Consider the following 15,112-nt stretch of genomic DNA (forward strand, 5'->3'; position numbering starts at 1 on the left):
AAACCGCAATGAGAAAACTTCTTGCCTCCTTCGTCCTGGGCCTGGCCGCCCTGGGCTTTGCCGGGGTATCGCTGGCGCAGGACAGCGCCGCCTCGGCGCCGGCGGCCACGGCCAGCGCCCCTGTGGCCGAAGCCGCGGTCTCGGACGCCGCCACGCCACCGCCAACGGAAGCCGCTCCAGCCGCCGCCGCCGCCGCGGCTGCCCCGGTGCCGAACAAGGGCGACACCGCCTGGATGATGGTCTCGACGCTGCTGGTCATCATGATGACCGTGCCGGGCCTGGCGCTGTTCTACGGCGGCCTGGTGCGCAGCAAAAACATGCTGTCGGTGCTGATGCAGGTGATGGTCACCTTCTCGATGATCGGTGTGCTGTGGGTCATCTACGGCTACAGCCTGGCCTTCACCGAAGGCAACGCCTTCATCGGCGGCTTCGACAGGCTGTTCCTCAAGGGCATCTGGGACAACGCGGCCGGCACCTTCGCCAACGCCGCCACGTTCAGCAAGGGCGTCTACATCCCCGAGATCGTCTTCGCTGCATTCCAAGCCACGTTCGCCGGCATCACCTGTGCGCTGATCGTCGGCGCCTTTGCCGAGCGCATCAAGTTCTCGGCGGTGCTGTTGTTCATGGCGCTGTGGTTCACCTTCAGCTACGCGCCGATCGCCCACATGGTCTGGTTCTGGATGGGCCCGGACGCCTACACCGGCGCCGCCGGCGTGGCCGACGAGATGACCGCCAAGGCCGGCTACATCTGGCAGATGGGGGCACTGGACTTCGCGGGCGGCACCGTGGTGCACATCAACGCCGCGGTCGCGGGCCTGGTGGGTGCCTACATGGTCGGCAAGCGCATCGGCTACGGCAAGGAGTCGATGGCGCCGCACAGCCTGACGCTGACGATGGTCGGCTCGGCGCTGCTGTGGGTGGGCTGGTTCGGCTTCAACGCCGGCTCGGCACTCGAAGCCAACGGCTTCGCCGCGCTGGCCTTCATGAACACCTTCGTCGCCACCGCCGCCGCGGTGCTGGCCTGGTCGGTGGGTGAAGCGCTGCACAAGGGCAAGGCTTCGATGCTGGGCGCCGCGTCAGGCGCGGTGGCCGGCCTGGTCGCCGTCACCCCTGCGGCTGGCAACGTCGGTGTCGGCGGTGCGCTGATCATCGGCATCGTCGCCGGCTTCGCCTGCCTGTGGGGTGTGAACGGCCTGAAGAAGCTGCTGGGCGCCGACGACACGCTGGATGTTTTCGGCGTGCACGGCGTGGGCGGCATCCTGGGGGCGCTGCTAACCGGTGTCTTCAACTCGCCGAACCTGGGCGGCCCGAGCTTCGTGGCCGACTGGTCGACCGTCGCGATGACGGCGCCCGAGGCCTACTCGATCGCGGCCCAGGTCTGGGTGCAGCTGAAGGCAGTGCTGATCACCGTGGTCTGGTCGGGCCTGGTGTCGGTGGTCGCCTTCAAGGTCGTCGACCTGGTGATCGGCTTGCGCGTGCCCGAAGACGAAGAGCGCGAGGGCCTGGACATCACCTCGCACGGCGAAACGGCGTACAACAAGTAGCACCCGGCTTCGGGGTACCGGAGCGGCCGAGCGCGGGCCGCTCGGCCGCCGCCTCGACCCGTGTTCAGGGCCGCCTTCGGGCGGCCTTTTCATTGGTGCCGGCCGATGCGCATGTTGCAAATCGGGCGCGGCAACCCCATCTGCCAAAATCGATCTTCCTTCTGCATCGCCGCCGCCATGGTCCCGCATCTCGTCACCGCGCTCACCGGCCCCATCAACGAGCTGGAACAGCGCATCCTGGAGTCGATGCCGGCGATCGAGCGCTGGTTCCGGCTCGAATGGATGGAGCACACGCCACCGTTCTACAGCTCGGTGGACATCCGCAATGCCGGCTTCAAGCTGGCGCCGGTCGACACCGACCTGTTCCCCGGCGGCTTCAACAACCTGACGCCCGACATGCTGCCGCTCGCGGTGCAGGCGGCCATGGCGGCGATCGAGAAGATCTGCCCCGAGGCGAAGAACCTGCTGCTGGTGCCCGAAACCACGCTCACCGGCAAGAAGTTCTACCTGATGAACCTGCAGCGGCTGGTGCAGATCTTCTCGCTCGCCGGGCTGAACGTGCGCCTGGGCACGCTGGACGACAGCATCACCGAGCCGACCGCGCTGGATCTCCCGGACGGCAGCCACCTCGAGCTGGAGCCACTGCTGCGCAGCAAGCGTCGCCTCGGGCTGAAGAATTTCGACCCCTGCACGATCCTGCTGAACACCGACCTGTCGGCCGGTGTGCCGAAGGTGTTGGACAACCTGCACGAGCAATACCTGCTGCCGCCGCTGCACGCCGGTTGGGGTGCGCGCCGCAAGAGCCGCCACTTCCAGGCCTATGAAGAGGTGGCGAAGAAGTTCGCCAAGCTGCTCGGCATGGACCCGTGGCTGATCAACCCGATGCACGCCCATTGCGGCCAGGTCGACTGGCAGCAGCCGCAAGGCCTGGACTGCGTGCAGAGCAACGTCGACGCGCTGCTGACCAAGATCCGTCGCAAGCACAAGGAATACGGCATCAACGAGAAGCCGTTCGTCGTCGTCAAGGCCGACAACGGGCCAAGCGGCCTGGGCCTGATGACGGTGCGTGATGCGAAGGAGCTGGACGACGTGAACCACCGCGTCCGCCAGGCGATGGGCCCGGCGGTCGAGGTGATCATCCAGGAAGGCGTGCCGACCTACGAACGGATGAACGACGCGGTGGCCGAGCCGGTGGTCTACATGATCGACCGCTACGTCGTCGGCGGTTTCTACCGTATCCACGCCGACCGGGGCATCGACCAGAACCTCAACGCCCCGGGCGCGAGCTTCGTGCCGTTGGCTTTCGCAGAAAGCCACCACCTGCCCAAGCCGGGCGAGAAGCCTGGCGCCAGCGCGCCAAACCGCTTCTACATGTACGGCGTGATCGGCCGGCTGGCGATGCTGGCCGCTGCCTACGAACTCGAAGCGACGGACCCGAACGCCGAGGTCTACGAGTAAGAAGCGCCGGCGCCCGGCCGCGCGCCGGCTTGGCTGCAGCGAAGACCCTCGATCCGGGACGAGACCCGCGGGATTCCCCGCTGGGTGGCACGCAGCCGCATGTCAATAATCCGTGCGATCAGCAAGAAAGCGCTTTCAGACCACTCCGTTCGCATGCCCACGTCCCAGCTCTCGGTCTATTTCTTCGCCCAGGCGGTCGTCATCATCGTGGCCAGTCAGTTGGTCGGCCGGCTGGCACAACGCCTCGGGCAGCCGCAGGTCGTCGGCGAAATGATTGCCGGCGTGCTGCTCGGGCCGTCGCTGTTCGGCCTGCTGGCGCCCGACTGGCAGGCGGCGCTGTTCCCGAAAGAGAGCAAGGGGACGTTGTACGTCGCCGCGCAGCTGGGCGTCGGGCTCTACATGTTCCTGGTCGGCCTCGAATTCCGTGCCGACCACTTCAAGCAGCGGGCCCGCAGCGCCGTCTCGGTGTCTCTCGCCGGCATTGCCGTGCCATTCTTGCTGGCCTTCGTGCTGGCGCCGTGGCTGTGCACCATACCGGGCCTGTTCGCCGCCAAGACCAGGGTCTTCGAAGCGTCGCTGTTCCTGGGGGCCTCGATCGCGATCACGGCCTTCCCGATGCTGGCCCGCATCATCCACGAGCGGGGGCTGGCCGGCACATCGCTCGGCACCCTCACCTTGACCGCAGGCGCCGTCGACGACGCGGCCGCATGGTGCATCCTGGCCATCGTGCTGGCCAGCTTTGGTGGATCGTGGTCAGGCGCCTACACCGCCATCGGGGGCGGGGCAGCGTTCGCCATCTTCATGACGACCATCGGACACCGCCTGCTGCGCCGCCTGGCGCGTCATGTCCATCCCGGTGTGCCGCTGCCCAACAGCTTGTTGGCGACGGTGCTGGCGCTGTTCGCCAGCTGTGCCTTCGCGATGGACGCGATCGGCATCCACGCGGTGTTCGGCGGCTTCCTGCTCGGTTGCGTGATGCCGCGCGGCCCGCTGGCCGAAAAGTTGCGCGACAGCCTGCAGCCCTTCGTCGTGGTCTTCCTGCTGCCGATGTTCTTCACCTACTCGGGCCTGAACACCCGGCTGGACATGCTGTTCGACGCGTCGATCATGGGCGCCGCGCTGGCCATCCTGGCGGCTTCGTTCTGCGGCAAGGGCATCGCCTGTTGGGCCGCCGCGCGGCTGAACGGCGAGAGCAACACCGACGCCATGGCGATCGGTGCACTGATGAACGCGCGGGGGCTGATGGAACTGATCATCATCAACATCGGCCTGGCGGCCGGCGTGATCGAGCCCGGGCTGTTCTCGATCCTGGTCCTGATGGCCGTCACCAGCACCGTGATGGCCACGCCGATCTTCAACTGGGTCATGCGTCGCCGCGTCGGCGCTCCCGGCGCGTTGCCCACGCCCGCCTGATGCGCAAGCGCGGAGCGCTAGCTAGATCTGCACCCGCGTGCCCAGCTCGACCACCGTGTTGTCGGGCAGCCGGAAATACGCCGCCGCGCTGCGGGCGTTACGCGTCATCGCGGCAAACAGACGCTCGCGCCAGCCGGTCATGCCAGTGCCCGGCGTGGGCACCACGGTCTCGCGGCTGAGGAAGTAGCTGGTCTCGAAGGCCGAGACCGGCAGGCCCTTCTTCTCGGCCAGCGCCAACGCCTGCGGCACGTCGGGGGTGTCCATGAAACCGAAGTGCAGGCCGACGCGCCAGAACGCGTTGCCCAGGTCCTGCACCGAGACCCGCTCGTCGGCAGGCACCCACGGCACCTCCTCATAGTGCACTGTCAGGATCAGGTTGCGCTCGTGCAGTACCTGGTAGTGCTTCAGGTTGTGCAACAGCGCCTGCGGCACCATCTCGGCGTTGGCGACCGGGTAGACGGCCGTACGGCGGCTGCGCTGCAGGTCGGACGGATCCAGGCTCGCAATGAACGGCGCCAGCGCCAGGCCATCGCTTTCGATGCTGTCCATCACCAGCGCGCGACCACGGGCCCAGGTGCTCATCAAGCCGAAGATCAACACGCCCAACACCAGCGGGAACCAGCCCCCGTCGAACAGCTTGACCGCGCAGCTGGCCACCAGCGCCACGTCCAGCGTCAGGAAAACCGCCGTCGCGCCCCACGCCAGCGGCCCCGGCAGGCGCCAACCCTCGCGCACGACGAAGAACGTCAGCACCGTCGTGATCAGCATCGTCAGCGTCACCGCCATCCCGTACGCGCCGCCCAGCGCCGTCGAGCTGCCGAAACCCAGCACCGCGCCGATCACACAGGCCAGCAGCACCCAGTTGACGGCCGGCATGTAGATTTGCCCCATCTCGCGGGCCGACGTGAAGCGGATCGTCATGCGCGGCAGGAAGCCGAGCTGGATCGCCTGGCGCGTCATCGAGTAGGCCCCGGAGATCACCGCCTGCGAGGCGATGATGGCAGCCAAAGTCGCCAGGCCCACCGCGGGCAGCACCCAGGCCGACGGAAACAGGCGAAAGAACGGGTTCTCCAGCGCCGTCGGGTCACCCATCAGCAGCGCCCCCTGGCCGAGGTAGTTCAGTGCCAGCGACGGCAGCACCAGCGCCCCCCAGGCCAGCTGGATCGGCAGCCGGCCGAAGTGGCCCATGTCAGCGTACAGCGCCTCGGCGCCGGTCAGTGCCAGCACCACTGCCCCCACCAGCGCAAAGACCTGCCAGCCACTGCCGCTCAGGAAGGCCAGCCCCCGCAGCGGATTCAGCGCGGCCAGGATGGCCGGTTGCTCGATGATCTGCACGATGCCGCTGACCGCCAGCACGACGAACCACAGCACGATCACCGGCCCGAAGGCCCGGCCCACCATCGCGGTGCCGAAGCGTTGCACGACGAACAGGCCGACCAGCGCCGTGATCGACAGGGGCAGCACCCAGGCTTTCAGGTCCGGCGAGACGACCTCCAGACCCTCCATCGCTCCGAGCACCGTGATCGCCGGGGTGATCACGCTGTCGCCGTAGAACAGCGTTGCGCCGAAGACGCCGAGTATCAGCAGCACCCGCCGCAGGCGCGGCTTGCGCGCCACCGCGTGCGTGGCCAGGGCGGTCAGCGCCAACGCGCCGCCCTCGCCGCGGTTGTCGGCCCGCAGGATCAGCACCACGTACTTCAGCGTGACGATCAGCATCAGGGCCCAGAAGATCAGCGACACCGCGCCGATCAGGTTGTCGGCATTCAGCGCGACGCCGGTGGCCGGTGAGAAGATCTCCTTGACCGTGTAGAGCGGGCTGGTGCCGATGTCGCCGTAGACGACACCGACGGCGCCGAGCGTCAACGCACCCAGCGACGAACGTTGCAGGCCACTGGCGGCTTGAGGCGCCAAGGCGGTGGTGGAGCTCATGTGCATTCCCTGGTTGAACCGGCCGCGATGGTCGCCAACCGGGCATCAGGAACGCATAAAGACGAGCAAAGCCCGCGGGTCGATCAAGCGGCCGGTTCGACCAGCCGGTAGCCGACACCGGGCTCGGTCAGCAGACGCTGCGGGTCGGCCGAATCGGCTTCGAGCTTGGCGCGCAGTTGGCCCATGTACAGGCGCAGGTAGTGGGTGTGTTCGGTGAACTCTTCACCCCACACATCGGCCAGCAACTGGCGATGGGTCACCACCTGGCCGGCGCTGCGCACCAGCCGGGCCAGCAGCTTGAACTCGGTCGGCGTCAGGTGCACCGGCTCACCCCGCAGGCTGACGCGGTGCGCCGCGAGGTCGACCACCAGGGCGTCGGCTTCATAGCGGGTCAGCGCCGGTTTCAACGCCGTGCCACGGTGGCGCAAGGCCACGCGCAGCCGCGCCAGCAGCTCGCCGATGCTGAAGGGCTTGACGAGGTAGTCGTCCGCGCCGGCGTCGAGCAGGCGGATCTTCTGTCCATCGGCTTGGCGCGCAGAGATCACCAGCACCGGCACCGCATCGCGCTTGCGCAGCGTGGCCAGCAGCGTTTCGCCATCGCCGTCGGGCAGGCCCAGATCGAGCAGCACCAGGTCCGGCGCTGGCCGCGCGTGGGTCCACAGCGCCAGGCCTTCGCTCAGGCTGGCGGCGGTGCTGACCTCGTAGCCTTCGAGCGCCAACGCGTCGCGCAGCGTCACGCGCAGGTCGCGGTCGTCTTCGACCAGCAGGACCCTGATCACGCAGCCTCCTCTTGCGGCGCCGGCAGCACCGGCAACCAGAGCTCGAAACTGCTGCCACCATGGGCCCGTGCGCGCAGCTTCAGCTCACCGCCATGGGCGCGGGCGATCGCGCGGCAAACGGCCAGGCCAACGCCGGCACCGCGCGCTGCGGCGGCGCCGTCACCCCGCTGAAAGACTTCGAAGACCTTGCCGCGCTCGGCGGGCGCGATGCCGGCCCCACGGTCGCGCACCGCCAGCACGACCTGCGCGTCGCCCGCCTCGCCCGGCAGCCGCAACTGCTGGCGCACGACCAGCTCGACTGGCCCCTCGCTGTACTTCAGCGCGTTGTCGACCAGGTTGTCCAGCAGCTGCGACAACAGCATCGCGTCGCAACGCAGCAACGGCAGCCCCGGCTCGAGCCGCGCGCGCAGGCGACGCTCGCCGTCACGCCGCCGTGCATGCGCCAGTGCAGTGCCGACGATCTCTTCGACCGATTCCCAATCGAGCCGCAGCGCGACGCCCGGCGCATCGAGCCGCGCCAGCTGCAGCGTGTTGTCGGTCATGCGGCTCAGTTGCTCAACCTCGTCGACGATCTGGCCGGCCAGGCGCTCGCGCTGGGTCGCAGACAAGCGTTCGCCCTGCGACTGCAGCGACGACGCGGCGCCGAGAATCACCGCCAGTGGTGTGCGGTAGTCGTGCGAGATCGAAGCCAGCAGCGCGTTGCGCACGCCTTGCGTCTGCGCCAGCGCATGGGCCGATTCGGTCTGGCGCGCCAGCACCGCACGTTGCAGCGCCACGCCGAGCAGGTCGCACAGCGCTTGCGCGCGCGCCCGCGTGCCGTCGGCCGCATGCTCGGGCTCGGCCAAGCGCATCAGCGCGGCACCGTAGCTGGCGCCGCGCGAACGCAGCGGCAGGTACCAGGCCGGCTGCTCGCCGTGGCGACCCGTGCCCGGCCCGAAGGCCTGCGACTGGCGCAGGCACAACCATAGGCCGGCGCGCTCGTCGGCATCGAGAGTGCCGTGCTGCCACACCGCGTCGGCCTGGTCGGCCTGCGGCAGCTGGTCGCGCAACAGCATCAGTGCGGACGGGGCCCCGCCCAGCTCGGACAGCGCCTGCGCCACCGGCTCGGCCTGTTGCTGCGGGTCGGCACTGTCGCGCAGCGCCTCGCCCACCGCCTGCAGCCTCGCGGCCCAGCGTGCGGCGTCACGCGCCGCCGCCGCCTGGGCCCGCAGGCGCGCCACCAGCCCGGCGATCAACCAGCTGACGATCAGCATCGCCGCCAGCAGCACCGCATGCCGCTCCAGGTTGACCCCCAGGCTGCCACGCGGCGGCACGAAGCCCCAGTTGAAGCTCAGCGTGCAGGCCAGCGCAAAGGCAAACGCCGCCGGCGCCGACAGCCAGATGCTGGCCAGCACCGACGCGATGACGAACAACATCGCCTGGTTCGCCAAGTCGGTGTGGTGGTCCAGCAGCGTGGCGCCGGCCCAGGCCGCGAGCCACAGCACCAGCGCGGCGGCCGTGCCGACCAGCCGGCGCTTCAGGCTGACGTGCGATGGCTGCATCAACACGGTCTGCAGGCCGCGCTGCCAACCCGGCCGGCCTGTCGTCGTCAGGGCACTCATGCCCGCGAGGCTAACCGTTGTCGCGTCAGGATGGCATCAGGAAGGCGTCGGCCCGCCATTCGTCGGGCCCCGGCGGCGGAACTCGGTCGGCGCACAGCCTGCGTGGCGGCGGAAGAACTTGACGAAGTTGCTCGCGTCGTCGAACCCGAGCTGATCGGCGATCGCGCCCACCGACAGCGCGCTGTGGGTCAGCAACCGCTTGGCTTCCAGGGCCAGCCGGGCCGCGATGAAGGCCTTGGCGTTCGTGCCGGCCACCGCCCGGGTCGTCCGCGAGAGGGTCTTCTCGCTGCAGCCCAGTGCCTGGGCATAGGGTGTCACGTGGTGCCAGCGCGCATGCGACTGTTCCAGCAGTTCACCGAAGCGCTGGAAGCGCCGCTGCTCGCGGGCGGCAGGCGCAGGCTCGGCGCGACCGGCGTCGGCGGCCAGCCCCAACCGAACCAGCAGGCCGCACAGCTGGTAGCGCAGCAGCGCCTGCACCTGCTGCGCCGGCCCGGCCGAGGCCGCATCGGCGGCCATGCGCGCCAGCAGTTCTTGCACGGCCTGGAACTCCCGCGGTGACAAGGCGAGGTGGCTGGGCAACCCGGCCATCAGGTACGGCAGGTCGAGGCCCGGCGTGCTGGTCTCGTCCGTGCGGCCCAGCGCCCGCGGCAGAAACTCCGGCCGGAACAGCACCAGCCAGCCGTCCCAGTCGGACTCGACGTCGAACTGCTCGGTCTGAAATGGCTGCTGAACGACCACCGAACCTGCGGCGCACGCCACGGTCTCGAAATCCACTGAATGGAGGCAACGCCCGTGCGTCACGCAGACCAGTTCGTGGTACTCCAGCCGATGCGGGCGACGCAGCGGGCCGGGCCCGACACGCTGCCGGAGCTCGCTCATGCGCAGCAACTCAACGTCGAACGCATAGCGCCCGCGCGGCCGATACCGGATGCGCTCGACCGCCGCCTCGGAGCGCGCCGCCTGCCGGCCCGACGATGTCCGTTTCATACCAGTACGCGCCCCATCCATACCGTGACGGGGAAGAGTTTGTACTGAAAAGTACAGGTCTTCATCTTCGTCAACGAAAGGATTTCACATGCCATCCATCGACGTCGCCCGGCGCTACATCCAGGCCGTTCAGGCAGGCGACCACGCCACGCTCGGCGCGCTGATCTCGCCGCACATCGTCTGGCATCAGCCGGGCCACCATCGTTTCTCCGGCACGCACCGCGGCGTGCAGGCCGTGATGCAGATGCTGGGCGGCATGATGGAGGTTTCGCAAGGGACCTTCCGCATCACCCGCGTCCATCGCTTCATGGCGAATGACCCGTGGGTGACCATCGAACTGGAGTTCGAAGGCCGGCGCGACGATGCCCTGGTCGCTCAACCCGGCATCGACCTCGTGCGCATCGAAGACGGCCAGATCGCGGAGGTGCGGCTGTTTTCCAGTGATCCCGCGCAGGAAGACGCCTTCTGGGGCACCTGATGGAACCGGTCCGACGGGCAGGCGGGCGGCCGCTTTCTCGCCGCTGGTTGCTCAGTCGGCGGCCGGCGCGGCCGCGGCGCTCTTGGCGGCCAGCTCGGCGCGGATGCGCTTGAGCCGTTCTTTCGGGTCTTCGCCGCTGCCGGCTTGGTTGAGTTTCATCTCGGCGATGAAGCGGCTCGGGACGCCGGCGATCGTGTCGCGGCCCTTCTTGCGCCGACGCAGCGTGCTGACGACCAGCGTCTTCTGCGCCCGCGTGATGCCCACGTACATCAGGCGCCGCTCTTCCTGCAGCCGCTCCAGCGTCATCTCCTCGTCGTCGGCCTTGAACGGCAGCAGCCCTTCGTTGACGCCAGCCAGGATCACGTGCGGCCATTCCAGCCCCTTGCTTGCGTGCAGCGTCGACAGCACGACCTGGTCCTGCTCGTCGCCGCGCTCGGCCAGGCTCAGGATCACGCTGATCGTCTGCGCCACGTCGAGCACACTCTTGCGTTCGCTCTCGAAGGAGCCGCCTTCCTGCGTGATCTCACCGCCGCAGCGCTTGGCGACCCAGTCGACGAAGTCCAGCACGTTGCTCCAGCGCGAAGCGGCGAGCTTTTCGCTGTCTTCGCTGTCGTACAGGTGCTTCTCGTAGTCGATGTCCTTCAGCCAGCCGAGCATCAGGGCCTTCGCGTCTTCTGAGCCGGTCGTCGTGCGAGCCTTGTACTCGAGGTCGTTCACATAACGGCCGAATTCATGCAGCGAGCCGATCGCCTTGGCCGGCAAGGCGGCGGGCAGGCTCTCGGCGAACAGCGCCTCGAACATGCTGGTCTTCCACTTGGCCGAGAACTCACCCAGCTTGCCGATCGTCGTGTGGCCGATGCCGCGCTTGGGCGTGGTCACCGCGCGCAGGAAAGCGGGGTCGTCGTCCTGGTTCACCAGCAACCGCAGCCAGGCGCAAAGGTCCTTGATCTCGGCCTTGTCGAAGAAGCTCTGGCCGCCCGAGACCTTGTACGGGATCTGCGCCGCGCGCAGCTTCTGCTCGAACGCACGCGCCAGGTGGTTGGCGCGGTACAGGATCGCGAAGTCGGCGAACTTGATGCGCGCGTCGTTGCCGCGCAGCGCCTGGATGCGCGCCACCGCGCGGTCGGCCTCGTGCTCTTCGCCGTCGCATTCGGCCACCCGCACCGGCTCACCCTCGCCGTGCTCGCTCCAGAGTTTCTTCGGGAAGATCTTCGGGTTGCCGGCGATCACCTCGTTGGCCGCGCGCAGGATCGCGCTGGTCGAGCGGTAGTTCTGCTCCAGCGGAATGACCTTCAGCGTCGGGAACTCCTCGGGCAGCTTCTTCAGGTTCTCGATCGTCGCGCCGCGCCAGCCGTAGATGCTCTGGTCGTCGTCGCCGACCGCGGTGAACATGCCGCGCTTGAACTCGTCGGGGTGGTTGACCAGCCCCTTCAGCAGGTCGTACTGGACGGCGTTGGTGTCCTGGTACTCGTCGACCAGCACGTGGCCGAACTGGTTCAGCCACTTGGTCTTCGCCTCCGGGCAGGTGGTGACCAGCTTCAGCGGCAGGCTGATCAGGTCGTCGAAATCGACCGCCTGGTAGGCCGCCAGCCGCTCTTCGTACAGCGCCATCACCCTGGCCGCGACGCGCTCGTCGTCATCTTTCGCGACGGCCGCCGCACCGGCGCTGTTCAGGCCCTGGTTCTTCCACAGGCTGATCGTCCATTGCCAGCGGCGCGCCAGCGCGTTGTCGGTGCAGGCGCCGGCGTCACGGATCACGCCGAGCACATCGTCGGCGTCGAGGATCGAGAAGTTCGGCTTCAACCCGAGTTGCTCGCCGTCCTCGCGCAGCATGCGCACGCCAAGGCTGTGGAAGGTGCTGATCGCCAGGTCCTTCGCCGCCCGCGCGCCCACCAGCGCCTTGGCCCGTTCGCGCATTTCGAGCGCCGCCTTGTTGGTGAAGGTGATCGCGGCAATCTGCTTCGGCGCCAGCCCCACCTGCAGCAGGCGGGCGATCTTGTGCGTGATCACCCGCGTCTTGCCCGAGCCGGCGCCGGCCAGCACCAGGCAAGGCCCACGCAGGTAGTGGACGGCCTCCATCTGGGCCGAATTCATGGAAGCAGCAGGAGCAGTCATGGAGCCCCCACGCTCCCTTCCGGTCGCTGCCTTGCAGGCCGCGCCTGGCCAATGGCCAAGCCCCTCGCCAGGCACGAACAGTCCGCCGGACTGTTCATGCCCGGGCTCGGCCCCCCGAGGGGGCTTTTGCAGCGGACCGGCAGAGCCGGATCCGCGCAAATCCCTTGATGGGAAACTGACGGCGCAGAGGCGTGGGTCATAGCTTGTGAGTGGAAAGCAGGAGACTGGTTTCGGTGTGCGCGATGCCTTCGATCAGACGAATGCGGCTGAGCACGCGGTCAAAGGCTTCGAGGCTGTCGGCTCGCAACTCGGCGACGATGTCCCAGCGGCCGTTGGTGGTATGCAGGGTCTGCACCGCGGGGTCGCCGCGCAGCGCCCGGATCACCGCGTCGGCGGCGTTGCCCTCGACCGCGATCGTCATCAGCGCAGCGATGCGGTTGGCTTCGGTCTGCGGCTTCAGCCGCACGGTGTAGCCGACGATCGTGCCGTTGGCTTCGAGCCTGGCGATGCGGTTCTGCACCGTGCCGCGTGCCACGCGAAGCGTCTTGGCCAGGGAGGCGACCGAAGCGCGGGCATCGGCACGCAAAAGGCTGAGCAACTGTTGATCGACGTCGTCCATGGGATTTGAGCAAAACGCCAGCCAATTCTAGCGTTTTGCGCAATCGGCCTTACAGATTGCACAGTTTGCTGCCTTCTTGTTGGCTGCACTCCTGCCGAAAATTCAGGCAAGGCATTGCACGGGGGCCGCGTGCAGCGCTGTTGGTACTCACTGACATCGGTGAATTGCCCATTCGAGACACCCCGGCCCACTTAACCGCAAGACGAGAGTCCCATGGTCGACTACATCGGCATCGCCGACATCCAACGCCTGGTCCAGCATATCGGGGCCGGCGCCTTCATCGAACGCCTGGCCGGCGAAATCGAGGCCGATTACCGGCGCTGGGCCACCTTCGAGAAATCCGCCCGCCTGGCCAGCCACTCCGACGTCGGTGTGATCGAGCTGATGCCCACCAGCGACGGCGCGCTGTACTCCTTCAAGTACGTCAACGGCCACCCGAAGAACACCTCGGAAGGCCTGCTCACCGTCACCGCCTTCGGCGTGCTGGCCGACGTCAGCACCGGCTACCCGGTGCTGCTGTCGGAATTGACGGTCACCACCGCCTTGCGCACCGCCGCCATGTCGGCGCTGGCCGCCAAGTGGATGGCCCGCCCGGACAGCCGCGTGATGGCGCTGATCGGCAACGGCGCCCAGAGCGAGTTCCAGGCGATCGCGTTCCACCGCATGCTCGGCATCCGCGAACTGCGCCTGTTCGACGTCGACGGCCAGGCCAGCGCCAAGCTGGAGCGCAACCTGCGCGCCTTGCCCGAGCTGGCCGACCTGACGATCGTGCGCTGCGAGTCGACCGCCGACGCCACCGAAGGCGCCGACATCATCACCACCGTCACCGCCGACAAGCGCAACGCGGTGATCCTCGAGCCCTCGATGATCCGCCCCGGCGTGCACATCAACGGTGTCGGTGGCGACTGCCCCGGCAAGACCGAGTTGCACCGCGACATCCTGCTGCGCGCCGATGCCCGCGTGATCGTCGAGTACGAGCCTCAGTCGCGCATCGAAGGCGAGATCCAGCAGCTGCCGGCCGACTTCCCGGTGACCGAGTTCGCCGACATCGTTGCCTCCGGCCACAGCGCCCGCGCCAGCGGCGACCAGGTCACGATCTTCGACTCGGTCGGCTTCGCGCTGGAAGATTTCTCGGCGCTGCGTTTCCTGCACCTGCTGCTGGGCGAGCAGAAAGAAGCCTCGCGCCAGATCGACCTCGTGCCACGCCTGGACGACCCGAAAGACCTGTTTGGCGGCGTGCTCGGCGGCACACCGGCACGCGCCAAACTGCGCCGCGTGGCCTGAGTCAGGGAGCCCCCCCACCCGCAAAGCCCGGCATGCCCGGGCTTTGTCGTTTCAGGACGGCACGAAGACAGCGCAAGGGCTCATGTCCGGTGACCCCGCCTCGAACCGGGGCACCGGCCGTGGCTATGCTTATGCGTCCCTGATGCGCGGTCGATGAAGCTGGATGGCACCGGGCGACGGCCAGGCTGACCCCGCCGCCCCTTTCGCTGCCCAGGCACGCATCCGAACCCAAGGGCCAGCCGTGTTGTGGCGGGTCATGCCCGCCGACGAAAGGCGCCGCCATGCCCTCGCTCGCCGAGTTCCAACTTCTCCCGCTGACCACGGTGTCCGGCTTGCCGCAATTGCCGCAGGCCAGCCAGACGGCCACCCTGACCGACCCCGCCATCAGCCAGATGACCGACCTGCGCCTGGCGGCCTGCGTCAAGGTCGACCACCGCGACGGCATCGCGCCGACGCTGCATGTGATGCAACGCGCGGGCGTGCGCATGGCCTTCGTCACCGGCATCGCCGGCGAGCTGATCGGCCTGGTCACCGCCGACGACCTGCAGGGCGAGCGGCCGATGCTGCGCGCGATGGCCGACCACATCGGCGTCGAAGAGCTGACGCTCGACCAGGTGATGACGCCGCGCGCCGAATGGCAAGTCGTCGATGCCTGGCAGATCGAGCACTGCCGGCTCGGCAACGTCGCCGCGACGATGCGCGAACATGGCCTGCGCTACCTGCTGGTGGCCGAACGCAGCACCACCAGCACCGAGGTCTGCGGCCTGTTCTCGGCCCGTCGGCTCGAGCTGGTGCTGGGTGTCGAGCTGGGCTCGGGGCCGCTGTCACGCAGCTTCGCCGAGCTGGAGGCGGTGCTGGTGCGCTGACGTCGACACAAACGGCAAGGTAAGCTCGCCCGCCGGCTT

12 protein-coding genes are annotated in these 15,112 nt (G+C 68.2%); 6 read left to right on the top strand and 6 right to left on the bottom strand.

Features of this window, described 5'->3' with window-relative positions; all coding sequences use genetic code 11:
• Positions 1–8: 8 nt before the first annotated feature.
• The 3 genes from VFY73_RS24845 (at position 9) to VFY73_RS24855 (ending at position 4,415) form a co-directional block, all read left to right on the top strand.
• Positions 9–1,544 carry an ammonium transporter gene (locus VFY73_RS24845; protein ID WP_329723915.1) on the top strand — a complete coding sequence of 512 codons (1,536 nt, stop codon included), beginning with the start codon at positions 9–11 and terminating at the stop codon, positions 1,542–1,544.
• A gap of 177 nt (positions 1,545–1,721) precedes the next feature.
• Positions 1,722–3,002 carry a glutamate--cysteine ligase gene (gshA, locus tag VFY73_RS24850; protein WP_329723917.1) on the top strand — a complete coding sequence of 427 codons (1,281 nt, stop codon included), beginning with the start codon at positions 1,722–1,724 and terminating at the stop codon, positions 3,000–3,002.
• Between the two features lie 153 nt (positions 3,003–3,155).
• Positions 3,156–4,415 carry a cation:proton antiporter gene (locus VFY73_RS24855; RefSeq protein ID WP_329723919.1) on the top strand — a complete coding sequence of 420 codons (1,260 nt, stop codon included), beginning with the start codon at positions 3,156–3,158 and terminating at the stop codon, positions 4,413–4,415.
• Positions 4,416–4,436: 21 nt separating this feature from the next.
• Here the strand turns inward: VFY73_RS24855 and VFY73_RS24860 are convergent, their stop codons facing one another.
• The 4 genes from VFY73_RS24860 to VFY73_RS24875 all read right to left on the bottom strand — a co-directional run bounded on the left by VFY73_RS24860 (position 4,437) and on the right by VFY73_RS24875 (position 9,711).
• Positions 4,437–6,344: a potassium transporter Kup gene (locus VFY73_RS24860; protein WP_329723921.1), complete on the bottom strand. Its 1,908-nt coding sequence runs from the start codon at positions 6,342–6,344 to the stop codon at positions 4,437–4,439.
• A gap of 83 nt (positions 6,345–6,427) precedes the next feature.
• Positions 6,428–7,123: a response regulator gene (locus VFY73_RS24865; RefSeq protein ID WP_329723924.1), complete on the bottom strand. Its 696-nt coding sequence runs from the start codon at positions 7,121–7,123 to the stop codon at positions 6,428–6,430.
• A complete protein-coding gene (locus tag VFY73_RS24870) occupies positions 7,120–8,724 on the bottom strand; it encodes a sensor histidine kinase (protein WP_329723926.1) in 1,605 nt (534 codons plus the stop codon). The genes VFY73_RS24865 and VFY73_RS24870 overlap by 4 nt, the downstream gene beginning before the upstream one ends.
• A 36-nt stretch (positions 8,725–8,760) precedes the next feature.
• Positions 8,761–9,711, bottom strand: coding sequence for a helix-turn-helix transcriptional regulator (locus VFY73_RS24875; protein ID WP_329723928.1), 951 nt, complete (start codon positions 9,709–9,711; stop codon positions 8,761–8,763).
• 88 nt (positions 9,712–9,799) lie between these two features.
• On the opposite strand from VFY73_RS24875, the gene VFY73_RS24880 reads away from it, so the two are divergent.
• A complete protein-coding gene (locus tag VFY73_RS24880; RefSeq protein ID WP_329723930.1) occupies positions 9,800–10,189 on the top strand; it encodes a nuclear transport factor 2 family protein in 390 nt (129 codons plus the stop codon).
• A 51-nt stretch (positions 10,190–10,240) separates the two neighbouring features.
• Here the strand turns inward: VFY73_RS24880 and VFY73_RS24885 are convergent, their stop codons facing one another.
• Positions 10,241–12,304: an ATP-dependent helicase gene (locus VFY73_RS24885; protein WP_414654524.1), complete on the bottom strand. Its 2,064-nt coding sequence runs from the start codon at positions 12,302–12,304 to the stop codon at positions 10,241–10,243.
• 196 nt (positions 12,305–12,500) lie between these two features.
• Positions 12,501–12,923 (bottom strand): Lrp/AsnC family transcriptional regulator, encoded by a 423-nt coding sequence (locus tag VFY73_RS24890; protein WP_329723934.1) that lies wholly within the window; start codon positions 12,921–12,923, stop codon positions 12,501–12,503.
• 213 nt (positions 12,924–13,136) lie between these two features.
• Here VFY73_RS24890 and VFY73_RS24895 point away from each other — a divergent pair, with 213 nt between their 5' ends.
• Together VFY73_RS24895 and VFY73_RS24900 are read left to right on the top strand one after the other, a co-directional pair.
• Positions 13,137–14,207, top strand: coding sequence for an ornithine cyclodeaminase (locus VFY73_RS24895; RefSeq protein WP_329723936.1), 1,071 nt, complete (start codon positions 13,137–13,139; stop codon positions 14,205–14,207).
• Positions 14,208–14,488: 281 nt separating this feature from the next.
• A complete protein-coding gene (locus VFY73_RS24900) occupies positions 14,489–15,073 on the top strand; it encodes a hypothetical protein (RefSeq protein ID WP_329723938.1) in 585 nt (194 codons plus the stop codon).
• Positions 15,074–15,112: the final 39 nt, after the last annotated feature.

The sequence above is a fragment of the Ideonella sp. genome (assembly GCF_036277275.1).
Classification (GTDB): Bacteria; Pseudomonadota; Gammaproteobacteria; order Burkholderiales; family Burkholderiaceae_C; genus Ideonella.

What these genes read in the sequence shown, in the direction of transcription:
- VFY73_RS24870 (WP_329723926.1), bottom strand. Translation starts at nt 8,724, where the DNA reads ATGAGTGCCCTGACGACGACAGGCCGGCCGGGTTGGCAGCGCGGCCTG.
- VFY73_RS24885 (WP_414654524.1), bottom strand. Translation starts at nt 12,304, where the DNA reads ATGACTGCTCCTGCTGCTTCCATGAATTCGGCCCAGATGGAGGCCGTC.
- VFY73_RS24845 (WP_329723915.1), top strand. Translation starts at nt 9, where the DNA reads ATGAGAAAACTTCTTGCCTCCTTCGTCCTGGGCCTGGCCGCCCTGGGC.
- VFY73_RS24875 (WP_329723928.1), bottom strand. Translation starts at nt 9,711, where the DNA reads ATGAAACGGACATCGTCGGGCCGGCAGGCGGCGCGCTCCGAGGCGGCG.
- VFY73_RS24855 (WP_329723919.1), top strand. Translation starts at nt 3,156, where the DNA reads ATGCCCACGTCCCAGCTCTCGGTCTATTTCTTCGCCCAGGCGGTCGTC.
- VFY73_RS24860 (WP_329723921.1), bottom strand. Translation starts at nt 6,344, where the DNA reads ATGAGCTCCACCACCGCCTTGGCGCCTCAAGCCGCCAGTGGCCTGCAA.
- VFY73_RS24900 (WP_329723938.1), top strand. Translation starts at nt 14,489, where the DNA reads ATGCCCTCGCTCGCCGAGTTCCAACTTCTCCCGCTGACCACGGTGTCC.
- VFY73_RS24890 (WP_329723934.1), bottom strand. Translation starts at nt 12,923, where the DNA reads ATGGACGACGTCGATCAACAGTTGCTCAGCCTTTTGCGTGCCGATGCC.
- gshA (WP_329723917.1), top strand. Translation starts at nt 1,722, where the DNA reads ATGGTCCCGCATCTCGTCACCGCGCTCACCGGCCCCATCAACGAGCTG.
- VFY73_RS24895 (WP_329723936.1), top strand. Translation starts at nt 13,137, where the DNA reads ATGGTCGACTACATCGGCATCGCCGACATCCAACGCCTGGTCCAGCAT.
- VFY73_RS24880 (WP_329723930.1), top strand. Translation starts at nt 9,800, where the DNA reads ATGCCATCCATCGACGTCGCCCGGCGCTACATCCAGGCCGTTCAGGCA.